Below are 19620 nucleotides of genomic sequence, written 5' to 3' on the forward strand. Positions count from 1 at the left end.
AATGGACGTTATTTATAAATTTCGAGTTATAATTTTGTTAGCTTGTATCTGTTTTTTAAGGATTTAACTGTTTTATGAGCTTGTCTTAATAATAACTACATTTGCAAGGATAAAGACACTAAAAATTGACTCAAAAGAAGAAAATACCATATCAAATTTTTGATTCTTATTGTTTAAGAACTCCGTTATTTTCTCTTTCTGATTATAAAAGTTTAATAGAAAGAGAAGGGGTTTTAGAAACGGATTTTAGAAACTTGTTACAAAACAAAATTTTTAGAGAGGCTTTATTTTTAGCTTCTCCTGAATTGGTAGTGCAAATTCAAAAATGGGAAAATCAAGAAATTCTTGACAAGAAGAAAAAAGAAAGCTTAGAACTAACAATTTTAAAATATTTTACAAGAATAACTACTCGTTGTACTCCTTTTGGTTTATTTGCTTCTTGTTCTCAAGGAAGTTTTAGTGATAAAACATCAATTCAATTAGCAGCAATAGAGGACTATAAAAGAATAACTCGTTTTGATACCACTTTTTTAGCAGAGTTATCTTTAGAGTTGATAAAGAAAGATGAAATTAGAAAACAATTACTGTTTTTTCCGAATTCAAGCTTATATAAAGTAGGAGAACATTACAGATATGTTGAGTATGTAATACAAAACAAAAAAAGAGCGTATTCAATTGAAGGAATTAAGTTTTCTACCTATTTGAAAGATGTGCTTGAAGCTGCAAAAGAAGGAAACACAATTGCAGCGTTAGCAAAAGTGCTTGTTAGCGATGATATTGAATTAATAGAAGCAAAAGGGTTTATAGAAGAGTTAATTGAGCATCAGATTTTGGTGTCTGAACTTGAAGTTACTGTTACAGGAAGCGATTACTTTTCTAATTTAATAAAAAAAGTTTCTGAGATTTCTGAGAATGAAGAACTTAAAAACAAACTTATGGAATTATCAAATCATTTAAATAAGATAGATGATTCTTTAGGAAACTCAGCATCTAGATATAAAAAAATTGAGGAACTAAGCAAACAGGTTACCCCAAAAAAGGGTGTCAAGTATTTATTCCAAACGGATACTTTTTCAAAAACAACTCAAAATAAACTAAACAGAAAACATAAAAGCAATCTATACAAAGCGTTAAGGATTTTTAATAAAATGACATTGCGTTCTACAAGTGGAAGGTTAGAAGATTTTAAAAGAGCTTATACAAAACGTTACGAAAGTGAATGGTTGCCGTTAAGTTTAGTGTTAGATGTTGAAACAGGTATTGGTTATGGAAAAAAAGAAGAAAACAACACTCCTTTTTTAGATAAAATTGTAAACACTCCCAAAAAGAAAAGATATAAACATATAGTTTGGAGAGATGTAGATAGTATTTTACAAGAGAAGTTATTTGAGGTACTGACTGAAGGAAAAACTACAATTAAATTAACGGAGCAAGATTTTGAAAGTATAGAAGAAAGATGGGACGATTTGCCCGACACGTTTTCGTCAATTATAGAAGTGTTTAAGAGTTCAGGTGAAGAAAAACTGTTTATAAAAGGAACTGCAGGTAGTAGTGCTATAAATTTATTAGGTAGGTTTGGTCACGGTAGCGAAGGCTTGTCACAACACATAAATAATATAGCTGAAACCGAAAAAAATATTGAAAAGGATAAAGTCATAGCTGAAATAGTCCATTTGCCAGAGGCTAGAACAGGAAATATCTTACAGCGTCCTAATTTTAGAGACTATGAAATTCCTTATTTAGGAAAATCCAATGTAGCTAAAGAAAGAGAAATTCCACTAAGTGATATTTTAGTTACTGTTAAAAACGATGAGATTAAACTTTTTTCTAAAAAATTAAATAAAGAAGTAATTCCAAGATTAGGGAATGCTCATAATTATAGCAATAGTACATTGCCGATTTATCATTTTTTGTGCGAATTACAAACTCAAAATAAAAGAGCTAGTATAGGATTTAGTTGGAATGCAACTTTTTTGAACCTACCTTTTTTACCAAGAGTAGTATATAAAGATATTATTTTTTCTAAAACTAGATGGAACCTTGAAACCGATAAATTAGGAGAAATATTAAAAAGCAAAGACTTTTTTAAACAAATGGTCAATTGGAAAAAGGAACTGCAATTACCCAATTATGTTGAGTTAGTTGAAGGAGACAACAGACTACTTATTTATTTAGAAAATAAGACAGCGGTTCAAATGTTATACAATGCAGTTAAAAGAAAAAAGAACTTTGTATTAGAAGAGTTCTTATTTGTTGATGATGAGCTTGTAAAGAGAGAAGGGACGTCTTTTTGCAATCAATTTGTAGTATCTTTTTATAACAATAAAACTAATTGATGAAAATGGAAGTTGTAATAAAAAGAAATTTTTTTCCAGGAGAAAAGTGGGTGTACTACAAAGTATATTGTGGAAAAGAAGTAGCGGAGAATGTGTTGTTACAATGTGTAAAACCTTTAGTAGAAATTCTTTTTGAAAAGAAACTTATAAATAAATGGTTTTTCATTCGTTACACCGATCCTGACAACCATTTACGAATCCGTTTTCATTTAAATGAAACAGAAAATATAGGGAGTGTTGTTTTAGAATTTCAAAAATATATAGCGTCTTTTATTGAAACCAAACAAGTTTGGGATATTCAATTAGGAACCTATAAAAGAGAATTGGAACGTTATGGGAAAAACACGATTGCCGATGCAGAAACTTTTTTTTACAGAGATAGTGAAACAGTTTTAGGTCTTATTGAACAAACGATTGATGATAAGGACAGGTTTATTTACACACTTAAATACCTAGAGCAAATTATAAACACTTTCAACTTTTCAAAACATGAAGAGTTGTTGTTTCTAGAACGATATAAAAATCAATTTCAAAGAGAATTTAATGCTGATAAGAAGATGAAAAAAGAAATGAATGTGATGTACAGTGAGGTAAGTGAAGCTCCTTTAAACATAGAGCCAGTTGTATTGAGTACCTCACAAAAACAACTCATAAATGTTTTTAAAACCAAAGCAGCAGAGAAAAAACTATTGGTTTCTATAGAAGATTTAGTTGGAAGCTTGATTCATATGTCTGTAAATAGAATATTTAAAAGTAAGCAACGAATGTATGAAATGATAGTATATGATTTTTTGTATAAGAAATGTAAAAGAAATTATTAAGCAATGAAACCAACATGTTTAAAATCATCATTAAACATACAGCGGAATTCATTTTAAACATCAAAGTTTACATGTGACCGTTGAAAAACAATAAAAATATACACATGAAAAATAAATTGAATACACATAAAAAACATATTGTACTATTTTTCTTTTTATTCTTATCTATAAGTTCTTTTGGACAAAGTAATGTTGATACACTTTCAAGTAAAAGCTTTGATGAGTTGTTGGATATTTATAATAATGAGCGAAGTTTAAAAAAAAGTAAACTTTATTTGAGTTACTGGATAAAAAAAGCTAAAAAAGAAGAAAATGAGATTCAGCTACTTCTTGCCTATGAACTTGCAAGCACACTATATAATAACGACAAATCTTTAATTTATTTAGATAGTATACTATCAATAAGTTTGAAGAATAATAATTATAAGGCTTTCACAGCATCTGCTTACATGAGAAAAGGAGAGTTTTTTTACAATAAAAGAGACTTTAGGAGGGAGTTAAAAAATTACATGCTGGCTAAGGAGTATGCAGATTATGATAAGTTCCCAATATTAGGGTGTTTACTGGAATACAATATAGGCTTGGTAAAAAATAGAATAGGGGAGTATAAAGAGGCTCTGAGTATTCATAAAAAAAACCTAAAACTAACAAGTAAGTATTTAAAGGGAAAACTTAACAAAGAGTACCTTCAATCTATTTATGCAATAGCAGATACATACAATTATATACCAAATTTAGACTCAGCCTTTTATTATAATAAATTAGGAGTAGATGAAGCTCTGAAATTAAAAGAAAGAGAAGGTATTGTTTTTTTTACTTTAAGTCAAGGTATTACACATTACCATAAAAAACAATATAAGTTGTCCATTGATAGTTTAACTAAAGCATCTAAGTTTTTCAAAATTAAAGGAGATTTACCGAATACTTCTGAATCATATTATTTTTTAGGAAAGTCATATGAAAAATTAGGTAAAACTACAGAGGCAGTAGAAAGTTTTAAACGAGTAGATTCTATTTTCAGAAAAACATACGATCTTCTGCCTGTTTTGAGAAGCACATATTATTTTTTGATTGAGCATGCACAAAAAAATGATGATTTAAAGGCACAAATCGGTTATACAAATCAACTTATAAAACTAGATAGTATTCTTCATTCTAATGAGCTTTTCATAAATAAAAGCTTAATTAAAGAATATGATATACCAAACCTTATTTCAAAAAAAGAAAAACTAATTTCTCAATTAAAGAATAAAGAGAAGAAATCTATAGTGTTTTTTGGGGTATTATTATTAGCGACTCTTGTGTTAATTATTATTGTAATAGTTCAGAATAAAAAAAGAAAGATATATAAAGATAGATTTGAGGGAATTCTTAAAAGAACAGAGGTAACAGAGGCAACAGAGGCAACAGAGGCAACTGAGGCAACAGAAATAAAATTAAATATTCCTAAAGAAACAATAGATAAAGTATTAGGCGATTTATCCCTTTTCGAAAGGGAAAAAAAGTATGTCGTTAAAAATATAACACTAAGCTCTTTGGCGAAAGAGTTAAATACAAATACAAATTACTTGTCAAAAATTATCAATCATTTTAAAAATGAATCTTTTTCAAACTATTTAAATAATTTAAGAATTGAATATATAGTTGATAAGTTAAAAGAAGATAAGGTTCTTAGGAAATTTACAATTAAAGCTATTGCAGATGAAGCAGGGTTTAATAATGCAGAGTCTTTTTCTAAAGCATTTTATAAGTCAAAAGGTATTAAACCTTCTTATTTTTTGAAAGAATTAGAAACAAGAGAAAATAAAAGATAAGAATCAATCGATATTTATAAATATCGGTATTTTTTTCTAAAAAGAGGGTGTTTTTTTGAAAAGAAAATGTTTCATTTGCTTAACCGAAAAATTAAGATATAATGAAAAAACAAAAATTAACTCTAGAAAAATTTACTGTTTTAAAATTGAAAAACCCATCAAAAATTTTAGGAGGAAACGATGGGACTGATGGAGGAGAAACAGGAAAAGGAAATAAATGTTATCTAGCATCTGCTGTTTTTGTTAAAGAAAAAGACCAAGAGGCAAGATGATAATTATATAAATAGGCAAATGCTTTTATATTTTTTTAAATTAAATAAAATGGGTTAGTAAATTACTAACTCATTTTATAACTTCTAAACATTAAATATGCTTAAAAACATTCTTCTTTTTTCTACCATTATAATTTTATTTATTAGGTGTGACTACAAAAAAAAATATTCTAAATTAAAACTGTCTCCAAACTTAATTGATCAATCTGAAAAAAGAGAGGTTTTTTCAGAAGAAGAGTTAAGAAGTTGGTATGCTAAAGATATAGAGTTTGATACAGTGCCAGGGATTAGTCTTTATAGAGCAAATGACAGCTTACTTAAAAACAGAGAAGGAGAAGATGTGGTTATAGCATTCCTAGATTCTGAGATAGATATTAACCATGAGGTATTAGAAGATATTATCTGGGAAAATGTAAAAGAAACTCCTAATAATGGTATTGATGATGATGATAATGGGTATATTGATGATGTTAATGGGTGGAATTTTCTAGGTAATATGAATGGAGAAAATAATAGCTTTACGAGTTATGAGTTCACTCGTTTTTTAAAAAAGTATGATTCTTTTTTTAAAGAAAAGAAGGCTGAAGAAGTAGGTTCTAAAGATTCTATTTTGTATGAAACTTTCATAAGAGCACAAAAAAAATATAAAGAAAGGGTAGAATATGCCAAAGAGGACATAGAATATGCAAATATGTTGTCTACCAGTATGTTTAATGTTAAAAAAGAATTGGCTAAATATTTTTTAAATAGAGACTATACTTTAAAAGATTTAGATAGTTTAAAAGAAGCATTTCCAGATAACAAAGAATTGCAAAGAGTAATATTAATAAGAACAAACTTTATTAAATATGGATTTACACAAAACTATATAAATAATTATAAGCTTAATGCGGAAGAAAGGGTTAAAAAGTTATTGAATTTAAGCTTTAATGATAGAAAAATAACAAAGGATAATCCAGATGATATTAATGATTTTAGCTATGGTAATAAGTTTGTGAATAAAAACATCAATTTATTTGAGCATGGAACAGAATTAGCGGGTGTTATAGCTAACTTTAAGAATAAAAAACTAAAAATAATGCCTGTTTGTATATCTCCTTTTGGAGATGAACACGATAAAGATATAGCACTGGCTATCCGTTATGCTGTTGATAATGGAGCAAAAGTTATTAATATGAGTTTTGGAAAAGAGTTTTCGCTTCATACTGAATGGGTTTTTAGTGCTTTTAAATATGCTGAAAAGAATAATGTTTTAATCATATCTTCTGCAGGAAATTCTAAATTCAATTTAAACATTGTAAATGATTACTATCCAAACGATAATATTGATAATGGTAAAGAAATAAGTGATAATTTTGTGCTAGTTGGAGCTATATCAAAAAAGTTAGGCAAAAAGTTTTTATATAGGGATACAAATTATGGAAACATAGATGTAGATTTATTTGCCCCAGGGCAGGAAATATATACAGCTGTACCGAATAATAAATATAAAATGGATAATGGGACTTCTTTATCTGCCGCGATTACATCAGGTGTAGCAGCATTAATATATTCGTACTATCCTAACTTAACAGCCTCTCAGATAAAGCATATTTTAATGGATTCTGGTTTGGAGTATACTTTTGAAGTGAGTACACCAACAAAAGAAGATAAAAATAAAACAACACCTTTTAATCAATTATCAAAATCAGGAAAAGTTTTAAACGCTTACAATGCTTTAATTATGGCAGATAGCATTTCTAGAAACTAGGTACTTTTTGTTTTCCTTAACAAATTAATTCGCTAAAATTCTGCATCTTTGTAGTTATGCGAATTTATCCGATAGAAACAGGAAACTTTAAATTAGACGGAGGCGCTATGTTTGGCGTAGTTCCGAAAACAATTTGGCAAAAGACAAATCCTGCCGATGAAAACAACATGATTTCAATGGGCATGCGTTGTATGTTGATTGAAGATGGTGATCGTTTAACGCTAATTGATACAGGAATTGGTAATAAGCAGTCCGATAAGTTTTTTGGATATTATTATTTATATGGAGACTTTTCATTAGATACTTCTTTAGCAAAACATGGTTTCCATAGAGATGATATTACCGACGTGTTTTTAACACATTTACATTTCGATCATTGTGGAGGAGCAATTCAATGGAACAAAGATAGAACGGGGTATGAACCAGCTTTTAAAAACGCACGTTTTTGGAGTAATCAACGTCATTGGGATTGGGCAGTACACCCAAATGCGAGAGAAAAAGCATCTTTTTTAAAAGAAAACATCTTACCAATTGAAGAAAGCGGACAACTAAACTTTTTGCATCTAAACGCAAAAGATTATGTTGGGTTTGATGTGTTGTTCAAAGATGGACATACCGAAAAACAAATGCTACCGAAAATAGAATATCAAGGAAAAACATTGGTGTTTATGGCAGATTTACTACCAACAGCGGGTCATATTCCTTTGCCTTATGTTATGGGGTACGATACAAGGCCACTACTTACCTTAAAAGAGAAAGAAGCTTTTTTAAACGAAGCAGCAGATAAAGAATTTTACCTGTTTTTAGAACATGACGCTTACAACGAAGTAATAACCGTAAAGCATACAGAAAAAGGAGTTCGTTTAAAGGAAACATTTAAGTTTACAGATATTTTTAATTAAGATAGAGATTATGAGAGTTTTAAAGCCCGTATTTTACTCGGCAATTGCAGTGGCTACCTTGGCTAGTTGTAAAACAGTAAGCAAAATCCCTGTGCCAGCAGGAAGTAATACCGTAGTGAACATTCCAGCGAAAAAAGCTGAATTAACAGACTATGAGCAAGAAAACTGGCAGCATTTAGACTTGGCTACAGATACTATTCCAGGAATGAGTGTAAATAAAGCCTATGAGTTTTTAAAAGGGAAAAAGCATGTAGAAGTTGTAGTTGGTGTCGTTGATTCTGGAACTGATTTAAAACATGAGGATTTAGTTGATGTAGCTTGGGTAAATACCAAGGAAATACCTGGAGATGGAATAGATAATGATAAAAATGGATATGTTGATGATATTAATGGATGGAACTTTTTAGGAGATTCTTACAAAGAGCACTTAGAATACGAGCGTATTCTAATGAGACCAGAAGTTGCAGATGCTGAAACCCTAGCAGAAGTAAAATCTTATCAAGCAGAAAAAATTAAGGAGGCAAAAGCTAATGAGCAACGTTATAGTCAGATCTTAGCAGCGGTTAGTAAGTCAGATGAAGAGTTAACGAAATATTTTGATAAATCAGATTACACTATTGAAGAAATTGAAGCAATTAATACATCTGACTCTAATTTACTCTTAGCTATAGAAACAGCTAAAAGAATGAATGGTTTTGGACTGTCTTTATCTAAGGCTAAAAAAGAAATAACAAGTTTATTAGAGAAAGCCAAGAAAACAATTAAAGGAGATAACCTAAAAATAAATTACCGTACAGTAGTTGGAGATGATGCGTATGATATTAATGATAAACCAGGATACGGAAATGGTAATACAGGACATTCTGAAAAAGATGAAGCGCATGGTTCTCACGTTTCAGGTATTATTGGAGCAACAAGAAACAACGATAAAGGAATGAACGGGGTTGCCAATGTAAAAATCATGGCTGTACGTTCAGTTTCTGAAGGAGATGAGTACGATAAGGATGTTGCCTTGGGTATTCGTTATGCAGTTGATAATGGAGCGAAAGTAATTAATACAAGTTTTGGAAAGGCTTTTTCACCAAACAAAGAGTGGGTTTACGATGCAATAAAATATGCAGAGTCTAAAGATGTATTAATCGTAAATGCAGCAGGAAATGACGGTAAAAATATAGACGTAGAGAAAACTTTCCCTAATGATGCACCAGATTTAGAGAATGAAATTGCAGACAATGTATTAACAATTGGAGCAATGAGTGCTAATTATGATAAAACATTACCAGCAAACTTCTCTAATTATGGTAAAAAGAATGTAGACGTATTTGCTCCAGGTGTGAAAATTTACTCCACTTTTCCAGATGATACTTATGAATCAATTAGTGGAACTTCAATGGCTTCTCCAGCAGCAGCAGGAGTTGCAGCATTAGTACGTTCTTACTATCCTGAATTAACAGCAAGTCAAGTAAAGCACATTTTAATGAACTCTGGAACTAAAATAGATTTAGAGGTTGTTAAACCAGGAACTAGAGATGAGATGGTACCTTTCTCAGAACTATCAGTATCAGGACGTGTTGTAAATGCATACAATGCAGTTAGAATGGCTGATAGGATGGTAAACGGAAGAAAATAAAACCAGTATAAACAAGCTAAAAAAGAGCATTATTTTTTGATGCTCTTTTTTTGTTATAGGAAAACACATGCAACTAGAATTCAACAAAAAAACACAGGAATTAACAATTAAAGATGAAGTGCCAATGCATTCATGGTTAATTATCTCTTTAATGTTAATTAATGGAATTAATATGGGAGTTCAGTTGTATTTAATGAGTTATGAAAACAATGAAACTCTTTTTGTTTTTATGTTTTTACTTGCAGTAGTTTCTGTAGTAGTAATATTTTATTACGTGATAAAAAGATCATGGAAATCTAAATATCATCTTAATGAAATTGAAGGAATAGAAACAAGAAAAGCCTACGGAAGAGAACGAATTTTTCTAAAATTACATAATGGAAAAAGACGTAGTTTTCCAGTGTTAAAAAATGAAAAAGAACTAAGCGATTTTAAGAAAACACTAACCTCAATGGGGATTAAACCAGTTTAATATGAAGAAAATAATCTTAAGCCTTTTATTGTTACCGGTTATTTCTTGTGCTACCGTAAATAGTGCAAAAAACAAAACCGAAACAAAGACAAAAGTACACAAGCGATCTAGCCAAGGGTATTGGCAGCAACATGTTGATTATACTATGGATATTGATATGGATGTTAAAACATATCAATATAAAGGAACACAAAAATTGGTGTATACAAACAATTCGCCTGATGCATTAAATAAAGTATTCTATCATTTATATTTCAATGCATTTCAACCAAACTCACAAATGGATGTTCGTTCAAGAAATATTCAAGATCCAGATAGAAGAGTAGGAGATCGTATTAGTAAATTATCACCTTCAGAAATAGGATACATTAAAGTAAATTCTTTAAAACAAAATGGTTCGGTAGTAAAACACGAAACTGTTGGAACCATTTTAGAAGTTACATTAAATAAACCAATTCAACCAGGAGAAAGTGTAACGTTCGATATGATTTTTGATGCGCAAGTACCAAAACAAATCCGTCGTTCGGGTCGTAACAGTGCTGAAGGAGTTGCCTTATCTATGACACAATGGTATCCTAAAATGGCTGAATATGATTTTGAAGGTTGGCATACACCACCATACTTAGGAAGAGAATTCCATGGAGTTTGGGGTAATTTTGATGTAACACTTCATATTGATAAAAATTATGTAGTTGGAGGAACTGGATATGTGCAAAACCCTCAAGAGGTTGGTCATGGTTACGAAGACAAAACAAAACCATTAAACCTTCCGTCAGGTGATAAATTAACATGGAAATTCACTGCGCCAAACGTACACGATTTTACTTGGGGAGCAGATCCAGAGTTTATTCACGATACTTATAAGATGGATAATGGAATCGATTTACATTTCCTTTACAAAAAAACATTAGACGCTGAATATCTAGAGAACTGGAAAAAATTACAACCTAAAACTGCTGAATTAATGAAATATTTTAGTGAGCACATAGGTCAGTATCCATACAAGCAATATTCAGTTATTCAAGGAGGAGATGGAGGTATGGAATATGCAATGTGTACCTTAATTACAGGACAACGTAAATGGGGAAGCTTATTTGGAGTAACAGCACACGAATTAGCACATACTTGGTTTCAATTCTTGTTAGCAACTAACGAAAGTAAACATCCTTGGATGGATGAAGGATTCACCACTTATATTTCAAACAAAGCAGAGAATGAAATTTTAGGAGAAGGAAAAGAAAATCCACATGCTGGATCTTACCGAGGGTATAATTACGTGGTAAAAAATAATATTGAAGAACCTTTAACAACACATGCTGATAGGTATCATACAAATACAGCGTATGGAGTTGCGAGTTATTCAAAAGGAAACATTTTCTTATCTCAATTAGAATATATTATTGGAAAAGAAAATGTAGCAAAAACACTAAAGAAATATTTTGAAGACTTTTCTTTTAAGCATCCAACACCAAATGACATTAAACGTACAGCTGAAAAAGTTTCAGGACTTCAGTTAGACTGGTATTTAAATGAATGGACGCAAACAACACATACTATCGATTACGGAATAAAATCAGTAAACGGAAAAGAAATTACCTTAGAACGTATTGGTCAAATGCCAATGCCTATTGATGTTGAGGTAACGTACACAGACGGCTCAAAAGAATCATTTAATATTCCGTTACGTATGATGCGTGGAGAAAAACCAACCAATGCTACAGTTATTACAGATTGGACTTTTGCACATCCAACATACACTTTTACAACAAAAAAAGAGGTGAAATCAGTTGAAATTGATCCATCAAAACTAATGGCAGATGTAAATCAAGAAAACAATTCGTTCGGAAAGTAAGTTCAAACCAAATAAAATTATTAAAACGGAAAATCTATACAGGTTTTCCGTTTTTTTATTAAAAAAAATAATCCATAATTTTCTTTGTGTAATTATCTCATAGATTCTATGTAATTTTGTTGCTTAAACCTTTTAGGAAGCTCTTAATTGATTCTATTTTAAGAGAGAATAATAGAAGGTAACAAAAATAGAACACGTACATAATTTATAAAGATGTCAGAAGAAAAGAAATCATTGAATTTTTTAGAGCAAATTGTTGAAGAAGATTTGGCAAATGGAATGCCAAAAGAAAATTTGCGTTTTCGTTTTCCGCCAGAACCAAACGGATACTTACATATAGGACATACAAAAGCTATTGGTATTAGTTTTGGTTTAGGAGAAAAATACAATGCTCCAGTAAACCTTCGTTTTGATGATACAAACCCAGCAAAAGAAGAGCAAGAATATGTAGACGCTATTAAGCGAGATGTAGCTTGGTTAGGGTATCAGTGGGAAAAAGAATGCTATTCTTCTGATTATTTCCAACAATTATATGATTGGGCAGTTCAATTAATTAAAGACGGAAAAGCATATGTAGACAACCAATCTTCTGAAGCAATGGCAGAACAAAAAGGAACGCCAACGCAACCAGGAGTAGCAGGACCTAATAGAGATAGAAGTATTGAAGAAAATTTAGATTTATTCACACGTATGAAAAACGGTGAATTTGAAGAAGGTTCTCATGTGTTACGTGCTAAAATAGATATGGCTTCACCAAATATGTTAATGCGTGATCCTATTATGTACCGCATTTTAAAGAAAGAGCATCACCGTACAGGAAGTGACTGGGTAATTTATCCAATGTACGACTGGACACACGGAGAAAGTGATTATATAGAGCAAATCTCTCATTCACTATGTTCACTAGAGTTTAAACCGCACCGTGAACTATACAATTGGTTTAGAGATAATGTGTATGAATATAGTCAATCAGAATACCCATTACCACCAAAACAAAGAGAATTCTCACGTTTAAACTTAAGCTACACAGTAATGAGTAAACGTAAGTTAATGAAATTGGTGGAAGAAGGAATCGTTTCGGGATGGGATGATCCACGTATGCCAACTATTTCAGGATTGCGTCGTCGTGGTTATACACCTGCTTCTATACGTAGCTTTATTGAAACGGTAGGAGTTTCTAAACGTGAAAACGTGATTGATGTAGCATTGCTAGAGTTTAAAATTAGAGAAGATTTAAATAAAACAGCAAATCGTGTAATGGCTGTTTTAGATCCGGTAAAAGTGGTAATAGATAATTATCCAGAAGATCAAGAAGAAATTTTAATTGCTGAAAACAATCCAGAAGATGAAAACTCAGGAACAAGAGAAGTTCCATTTTCAAGAGAGATTTATATAGAGCGTGAAGATTTTAGAGAAGAAGCAAACAAAAAATTCTTCCGTTTAAAATTAGGAAAAGAAGTGCGTTTAAAGAATGCGTATTTCATCACGGCTAATAGTGTAGAAAAAGATGAAAATGGAAACATTACGGTAATTCACTGTACATATGACCCATTAACAAAATCAGGAAGTGGAACAGAAGAAAGTAAGCGTAAGGTCAAAGGAACCTTACACTGGGTTTCTATAAAACATGCAGTAAAAGCTGAGGTAAGAGCGTATGATAGGTTGTTTTCAGATGAAGCACCAGACAGTCATAAAGACAAAGATTTTATGGAGTTTTTAAATCCGAATTCGTTAGAAAAAATTACGGCTTACGTTGAACCAAGCTTACAAACAGCAAAGATTGGAGACCGTTTTCAGTTCCAACGTTTAGGATATTTTAATGTAGATGATGATTCAACAGCAGAAAATTTAGTATTCAATAAAACGGTTGGACTAAGAGATAATTGGGCGAAAAAGAATAATTAGTGCCCAAAGACTAGAATAAATAAAAAATGCTGCTTTTTAACTTAAAAGCAGCATTTTTTTTAACAAAAAAATCAATTTCCACTTTTCATTAGAATATGTATCTTTACAGATTAAGGATAGTTGTTATAAAGTAAATTTTATACAGCTGAAAATCAAATAATAAAAATATTTTTTGATACTGTAAATACCACAGGTTTAAAAAATATTTCAAAAAAATATATTATCGTATGAGTTGTAGCAGTTGCTCAACTAACAAAAGCGGTGTGCCAAATGGCTGTAAGAGTAACGGAAATTGTGCTACAGGTACATGTGGAAGTGGAAATAAGCTCGCTGTTTTTGATTGGTTATCAAATATGACTTTACCTTCAGGTGAAGCACCATTTAATATTTTTGAAGTCCGTTTTAAAAATGGACGAAAACACTTTTATAAAAACCCTGAAAACTTAACCCTTTCCATGGGAGATGTGGTTGCAGTTGAAGGATCTTCAGGGCATGATGTAGGTATTGTTTCTTTAGCAGGCGAACTTGTAAGAGTTCAAATGAAAAAAAGAAAAATTACTGCAGATAGTGATGATGTAAAGAAAATTTACAGAAAGGCATCTCAAAAAGATATTGATGTTTGGCAAGAAGCCAGAGGAAGAGAGTTAGAAACACAACGAAAAGGAAGAGAAATTATTAGCCGTTTAGGGTTAAAAATGAAACTTTCTGATGTTGAATATCAAGGAGACGGAACCAAAGCTACTTTTTATTACACAGCAGACGAACGTGTAGACTTTCGTCAGTTAATTCGTGACTTAGCTAGTGCTTTTTCTATACGAGTAGAAATGCGTCAGGTAGGAATGCGCCAAGAAGCAGCTCGTTTAGGAGGAATTGGTTCTTGCGGTAGAGAATTATGTTGCTCTACTTGGTTAACCGACTTTAGAAAAGTAAATACAGCAGCAGCCCGTTATCAGCAACTATCATTAAATCCATTAAAGTTAGCAGGACAGTGTGGTAAACTAAAGTGTTGTTTAAACTACGAATTAGATACGTATTTAGATGCATTACAAAGCTTTCCGAAGCAAGATAAAGTGCTAAAAACAGAAAAAGGAGATGCTGTTTTCGTTAAAATGGACATATTCAAAAAATTACTTTGGTATACCTACAAAGAGGAAAGTTTTAAATGGTATAAACTATCGTTAGATCAAGTTCAAGAGATTATAGAATTAAACAAAAATAATGAACTTGCGTTACCGTTAGAAGAATATGAATTGGAGATAGCTGAAGAGGTTTCTGTCGATTTTGAGAATGTTGTTGGTCAAGATAGTTTAACGCGTTTTGATGCACCTAAAAAAAGTCGTAAAAACAGTAGGCGTAGAAAAAGAAAACCAGCAAATAAAGCGGAAGTAGATAAACAGCCACAAACAAATAAAAGGCAAAAGAAAAAACCACAAGGAAAAACGGAAAAAACTGAAGGAGGCCAAAAAACAGAAAAAAAGAGAGTTGATAATAGGAAACCAAGACCTAAAAACAATCCAAAAACTAGAAAACCAAAACCAGAAAGTAAAACAACTGATAAACCACAAGGACAACAAAAAAAACCGAGAAACCCTAGAAGAAAAAACAACAATCAACGAAAAAGAAATAATAGCGATAATAAAAACAATACCAATAATGAGAAGTAAAATTGGCATCATTTTTTTAGTAGCCATACTATTAGCTTCATGCGACTCAAATAGTGAGTTTGACAATTATATTGCGCTTCCTAAAAGCTCATGGAATAAAAAAAATGCAATACAGTTTACATTTCCAATTAATGACTCTATTGGTAAGAAAAATCTTTTTATAAACCTTAGAAATAATAAAGATTATGCATACAGCAATCTTTTTTTAATTACGCAAATGAATTTTCCTGACGGACAAATAATCATAGATACATTGGAATATGATATGGCAGACGTTACAGGGAAATTTTTAGGACAAGGTTTTACAGACATTAAAGAAAATAAACTTTTTTATAAAGAAAACATAACGTTTCCTCGAAAAGGAGAATATACTTTTAAAGTTAGACAAGCCATGCGAAAAAATGGAGAATTAGAAGGAATTGCAGAATTAGAAGGAATTACTCATGTAGGGTTTAGAATAGAAAAAATAAAGTAATGACAGAGAAAAAAACAACAAATTTTAGTAAGTACATTAAATGGTTTTGGAGTATCATTTTAGGAGGATTCTTATTTGTTTGCCTACTATTTTTACTAGCTTCTTGGGGGGTGTTTGGTGCGCTACCTACTTTTGAAGAATTAGAAAACCCAGAGAATAATTTAGCTACAGAAATTATTTCAGCTGATGGTAAAACTTTAGGTAAGTATGCTGTTGAAAACAGAACACCTATAAAATATAAAGACATTCCACAAAATATGGTAAAAGCGTTAGTTGCAACAGAAGATGAGCGCTTTTATGAACATTCAGGAATTGATTTTAGAGGAACAGCAAGAGCTATTTTAAAACCAGGAAGTGGAGGAGCGAGTACAATAACCCAACAGCTAGCAAAAATGCTGTTTACGAAAAAAGCCTCTCGAAACATTTTTAAAAGAGTACTTCAAAAGGTAAAAGAATGGGTAGTAGCTGTTAAGTTAGAGCGTCAATATACTAAAGAAGAAATCATAACCATGTATTTGAATAAATATGACTTCTTAAATCAAGCAGTAGGTGTTCGTTCAGCAGCTCGAATTTATTTTGGAAAAGAACCCAAAGAGTTAGATATAGAAGAATCTGCAATGCTAGTAGGAATGCTTAAAAACTCTTCCCTTTTTAATCCTTTAAGGAGAAAAGAGATGGTAAAACAACGAAGGAATGTTGTTTTAAAGCAAATGAATAGAAGTGAGTTTATTACTTTAAAACAAAAAGATTCATTACAAAAATTAGGTCTAGGACTTAATATAAACAGAGAAGGGCATAGTGACGGTTTAGCAACATATTTTAGAGAGCATTTAAGAAGTATCTTAAAAGAGTGGGTTAAAGAAAACCCAAAACCAAATGGAGAAGAGTATAATATTTATAGAGATGGATTAAAAATTTACACTACTATAGATTCTCGTATGCAAAAATATGCTGAAGAAGCGGTTTATGAACACATGGAAAACCTTCAATCATATTTTGATAAAGAACAAAAAAGAAATAAAAAAGCTCCTTTTTATGATATAGGGAAAAAGGACATAGAAAAAATAATAAGAAGAGCAAAACAAAACTCAGACCGTTATAAGCGAATGAAAGCAGCAGGTAAGTCTGAAAAAGAAATAGATAAGGTGTTTAACACAGCTACTGATATGCGTATTTTTACGTGGAAAGGTGAACGTGATACAGTAATGACTCCTTATGACTCAATACGTCATTATAAACACTTCTTGCGTTCAGGTTTGGTGTCTATTGAACCTCAAACAGGCCATATTAAAGCATGGGTTGGAGGAATTAATCATAGATACTTTAAATATGATGCAGTTGAGCAACAAAAACGCCAAGTAGGTTCTACATTTAAACCTTTTGTATATGCTACTGCAATTAATCAATTAAAAATGTCACCTTGTGATAAATTACCAAACACACCATACACCATTCCGAAGGAAAAATATGGAATGCCAGAAGATTGGACACCAAAAAATGCAGGAGGTAAATATGGAGGTGAATTAACGTTAAAAGACGCCTTAGCAAAATCAGTAAATGTGATTACAGCACAATTAATTGATAAAGTCTCACCTATAAATGTAGTTCGACTAGCAGAGTCTTCAGGAATACAATCCAAATTAGAAGCAAATCCGTCTATTGCATTAGGAGCAATTGATTTATCTTTATTAGAAATGGTTAGTGCATATTCAACTTTTGCGAACAAAGGGTTACGTGTTAGTCCACTAATGGTTACTCGAATTGAAGATAAAAACGGAACAGTTTTAGAAGAGTTTGTTCCTGAGACAAAAGAAGTGTTAAGTGAAGAGTCAGCTTATGTGATTTTAGATTTAATGAAAGGAGTAACTCAAGTAGGTTCCGGAGCTCGTTTAAGATCAACATGGACATCAGGAGGAGATGCAGTAACAGGTTTCCCTTATAAATTTACGAATCCTATTGCAGGTAAAACAGGTACAACACAAAATCAATCAGATGGTTGGTTTATGGGAATGGTTCCAAATTTAGTAACTGGAGTATGGACAGGAGGAGAAGATAGAGCAACACACTTTGCAGGACTAAGATATGGTCAAGGGGCAACAATGTCACTACCAACATGGGGAATATTTATGAGAAAATGCTATGAAGATAAAACGCTAGAGGTTAGTAAAGGAAATTTTGAAAAACCTAAAGATATAAGTATTAATTTAGACTGTTCAAAAGTTGAAGAAGCTAAAGAAGGAGAAGAAGAAACAGTACCAGACGATACGGATTTTTAGTAAATTGTAAAGTATTTAAAATCTCACCTAGTAGGATAAAGCTTAAAACAACAACTATAATGATAAATAAAAAAGTAAATAACGTACAAGAAGCATTGCAAGGTGTGCAAGATGGAATGACCCTTATGTTAGGAGGGTTCGGTTTATGCGGAATACCTGAAAATGCTATTGCTGAGTTAGTAAAAATAGGAGTAAAAGATGTTACTTGTATTTCTAATAACGCAGGAGTTGATGATTTTGGCTTAGGGTTGTTATTGCAAAATCGTCAGATAAAGAAAATGATTTCTTCTTATGTAGGAGAAAATGATGAATTTGAGCGTCAAATGTTATCTGGAGAATTAGAAGTAGAATTAACACCTCAAGGAACTTTAGCCGAAAAATGTAGAGCAGCACAAGCAGGTTTTCCAGCATTTTATACCCCAGCGGGTTATGGAACAGAGGTAGCAGAAGGAAAAGAAACTCGTGAGTTTGATGGAAAAATGTATGTACTGGAACCAGCATTTAAAGCAGACTTTGCTTTTGTAAAAGCATGGAAAGGTGATGCTGCTGGAAACTTAATTTTTAAAGGGACTTCTAGAAACTTTAACCCTAATATGTGTGGGGCAGCTACAATTACAGTTGCTGAGGTTGAAGAGTTAGTCCCAGTAGGAGAATTAGATCCAAATCAAATTCATATTCCAGGAATTTTTGTACAACGCATTTTCCAAGGAGAAAAATATGAGAAGAGAATTGAACAACGAACAGTAAGACAAAGAAGCTAGTTATGTTAGATAAAAACGGAATAGCGAAAAGAATCGCAAAAGAAGTAAAAGACGGATATTATGTAAACCTTGGTATCGGAATTCCAACATTAGTAGCCAATTTTGTTCGTGATGATATAGAAGTAGAATTTCAATCAGAAAATGGTGTATTAGGTATGGGACCTTTTCCTTTTGAAGGAGAAGAAGATGCTGATATTATCAATGCAGGAAAACAAACTATAACAACTATGCCAGGAGCTAGTTTTTTTGATTCTGCTACTAGCTTTTCAATGATTCGTGGTAAACATGTTCACTTAACTATTTTAGGAGCTATGGAAGTAGCTGAAAATGGAGATATAGCGAACTGGAAGATACCAGGAAAAATGGTAAAAGGTATGGGGGGAGCGATGGATTTAGTTGCTTCTGCTGATAACATTATTGTAGCAATGATGCATACCAATAAAAGAGGAGAGTCGAAGTTACTTAAAAAATGTTCCTTACCATTAACAGGTGTAGGTTGTGTAACTAAAATTGTAACCAACCTAGCGGTATTAGAAATTAAAGACAGTAAATTTTACTTATTAGAAAGAGCACCGGGAGTATCTGTAGAAGAAATTCAAGCAGCTACAGAAGGAACTTTAATAGTCGAAGGAGACATTCCAGAAATGAATATTTAACAAAATTATAGGATAAAAAAAAGACGTAAAGTGT

General features: G+C 31.6%; 15 protein-coding genes. All 15 read left to right on the plus strand.

The window, feature by feature from the left end; translation table 11 throughout:
* Window positions 1–125: 125 nt before the first annotated feature.
* The 15 genes from AC3VJB_RS12820 (at window position 126) to AC3VJB_RS12890 (ending at window position 19586) form a co-directional block, all read left to right on the plus strand.
* Window positions 126–2336: a lantibiotic dehydratase family protein gene (locus AC3VJB_RS12820; RefSeq protein WP_159488789.1), complete on the plus strand. Its 2211-nt coding sequence runs from the start codon at window positions 126–128 to the stop codon at window positions 2334–2336.
* 5 nt (window positions 2337–2341) lie between these two features.
* On the plus strand, window positions 2342–3157 hold the full coding sequence (locus AC3VJB_RS12825) for a thiopeptide-type bacteriocin biosynthesis protein (RefSeq protein ID WP_159488791.1): 816 nt from the start codon (window positions 2342–2344) through the stop codon (window positions 3155–3157).
* Window positions 3158–3261: 104 nt separating this feature from the next.
* On the plus strand, window positions 3262–4971 hold the full coding sequence (locus AC3VJB_RS12830; protein WP_497667222.1) for a helix-turn-helix domain-containing protein: 1710 nt from the start codon (window positions 3262–3264) through the stop codon (window positions 4969–4971).
* A gap of 101 nt (window positions 4972–5072) precedes the next feature.
* A complete protein-coding gene (locus tag AC3VJB_RS12835; RefSeq protein ID WP_159488795.1) occupies window positions 5073–5243 on the plus strand; it encodes a hypothetical protein in 171 nt (56 codons plus the stop codon).
* Between the two features lie 97 nt (window positions 5244–5340).
* The gene (locus AC3VJB_RS12840) at window positions 5341–6993 is read left to right on the plus strand and encodes a S8 family serine peptidase (protein ID WP_159488797.1); all 1653 of its coding nucleotides are present in this window, start codon (window positions 5341–5343) and stop codon (window positions 6991–6993) included.
* Window positions 6994–7049: 56 nt separating this feature from the next.
* Window positions 7050–7895 (plus strand): MBL fold metallo-hydrolase, encoded by an 846-nt coding sequence (locus tag AC3VJB_RS12845; RefSeq protein WP_047788132.1) that lies wholly within the window; start codon window positions 7050–7052, stop codon window positions 7893–7895.
* A gap of 10 nt (window positions 7896–7905) precedes the next feature.
* On the plus strand, window positions 7906–9525 hold the full coding sequence (locus AC3VJB_RS12850; RefSeq protein ID WP_159488799.1) for a S8 family serine peptidase: 1620 nt from the start codon (window positions 7906–7908) through the stop codon (window positions 9523–9525).
* A gap of 67 nt (window positions 9526–9592) precedes the next feature.
* Window positions 9593–9997: a hypothetical protein gene (locus AC3VJB_RS12855; RefSeq protein ID WP_159488801.1), complete on the plus strand. Its 405-nt coding sequence runs from the start codon at window positions 9593–9595 to the stop codon at window positions 9995–9997.
* A 1-nt stretch (window position 9998) separates the two neighbouring features.
* Window positions 9999–11849, plus strand: a complete 1851-nt coding sequence (locus AC3VJB_RS12860; RefSeq protein ID WP_497667223.1) for a M1 family metallopeptidase — start codon at window positions 9999–10001, stop codon at window positions 11847–11849.
* Between the two features lie 213 nt (window positions 11850–12062).
* A complete protein-coding gene (locus tag AC3VJB_RS12865; RefSeq protein WP_281979536.1) occupies window positions 12063–13754 on the plus strand; it encodes a glutamine--tRNA ligase/YqeY domain fusion protein in 1692 nt (563 codons plus the stop codon).
* A 227-nt stretch (window positions 13755–13981) separates the two neighbouring features.
* A complete protein-coding gene (locus AC3VJB_RS12870; RefSeq protein WP_159488807.1) occupies window positions 13982–15418 on the plus strand; it encodes a PSP1 domain-containing protein in 1437 nt (478 codons plus the stop codon).
* On the plus strand, window positions 15408–15893 hold the full coding sequence (locus AC3VJB_RS12875) for a gliding motility lipoprotein GldH (protein ID WP_253055530.1): 486 nt from the start codon (window positions 15408–15410) through the stop codon (window positions 15891–15893). The genes AC3VJB_RS12870 and AC3VJB_RS12875 overlap by 11 nt, the downstream gene beginning before the upstream one ends.
* Entirely contained in the window at window positions 15893–18169 is a 2277-nt protein-coding gene (locus AC3VJB_RS12880) for a penicillin-binding protein 1A (protein ID WP_159488811.1), read from the plus strand. Before AC3VJB_RS12875 ends, AC3VJB_RS12880 begins: the two co-directional genes overlap by 1 nt.
* A gap of 59 nt (window positions 18170–18228) precedes the next feature.
* Window positions 18229–18930: a CoA transferase subunit A gene (locus tag AC3VJB_RS12885; RefSeq protein WP_437823579.1), complete on the plus strand. Its 702-nt coding sequence runs from the start codon at window positions 18229–18231 to the stop codon at window positions 18928–18930.
* Between the two features lie 2 nt (window positions 18931–18932).
* Window positions 18933–19586: a CoA transferase subunit B gene (locus AC3VJB_RS12890; protein WP_073182418.1), complete on the plus strand. Its 654-nt coding sequence runs from the start codon at window positions 18933–18935 to the stop codon at window positions 19584–19586.
* The last annotated feature ends 34 nt before the right edge of the window (window positions 19587–19620 follow it).

Source organism: Tenacibaculum sp. TB-53 (assembly GCF_059716285.2).

What these genes read in the sequence shown, in the direction of transcription:
- AC3VJB_RS12825 (WP_159488791.1), top strand. Translation starts at nt 2,342, where the DNA reads ATGGAAGTTGTAATAAAAAGAAATTTTTTTCCAGGAGAAAAGTGGGTG.
- AC3VJB_RS12850 (WP_159488799.1), top strand. Translation starts at nt 7,906, where the DNA reads ATGAGAGTTTTAAAGCCCGTATTTTACTCGGCAATTGCAGTGGCTACC.
- AC3VJB_RS12845 (WP_047788132.1), top strand. Translation starts at nt 7,050, where the DNA reads ATGCGAATTTATCCGATAGAAACAGGAAACTTTAAATTAGACGGAGGC.
- AC3VJB_RS12890 (WP_073182418.1), top strand. Translation starts at nt 18,933, where the DNA reads ATGTTAGATAAAAACGGAATAGCGAAAAGAATCGCAAAAGAAGTAAAA.
- AC3VJB_RS12830 (WP_497667222.1), top strand. Translation starts at nt 3,262, where the DNA reads ATGAAAAATAAATTGAATACACATAAAAAACATATTGTACTATTTTTC.
- AC3VJB_RS12875 (WP_253055530.1), top strand. Translation starts at nt 15,408, where the DNA reads ATGAGAAGTAAAATTGGCATCATTTTTTTAGTAGCCATACTATTAGCT.
- AC3VJB_RS12860 (WP_497667223.1), top strand. Translation starts at nt 9,999, where the DNA reads ATGAAGAAAATAATCTTAAGCCTTTTATTGTTACCGGTTATTTCTTGT.
- AC3VJB_RS12840 (WP_159488797.1), top strand. Translation starts at nt 5,341, where the DNA reads ATGCTTAAAAACATTCTTCTTTTTTCTACCATTATAATTTTATTTATT.
- AC3VJB_RS12870 (WP_159488807.1), top strand. Translation starts at nt 13,982, where the DNA reads ATGAGTTGTAGCAGTTGCTCAACTAACAAAAGCGGTGTGCCAAATGGC.
- AC3VJB_RS12880 (WP_159488811.1), top strand. Translation starts at nt 15,893, where the DNA reads ATGACAGAGAAAAAAACAACAAATTTTAGTAAGTACATTAAATGGTTT.
- AC3VJB_RS12865 (WP_281979536.1), top strand. Translation starts at nt 12,063, where the DNA reads ATGTCAGAAGAAAAGAAATCATTGAATTTTTTAGAGCAAATTGTTGAA.
- AC3VJB_RS12835 (WP_159488795.1), top strand. Translation starts at nt 5,073, where the DNA reads ATGAAAAAACAAAAATTAACTCTAGAAAAATTTACTGTTTTAAAATTG.
- AC3VJB_RS12885 (WP_437823579.1), top strand. Translation starts at nt 18,229, where the DNA reads ATGATAAATAAAAAAGTAAATAACGTACAAGAAGCATTGCAAGGTGTG.
- AC3VJB_RS12855 (WP_159488801.1), top strand. Translation starts at nt 9,593, where the DNA reads ATGCAACTAGAATTCAACAAAAAAACACAGGAATTAACAATTAAAGAT.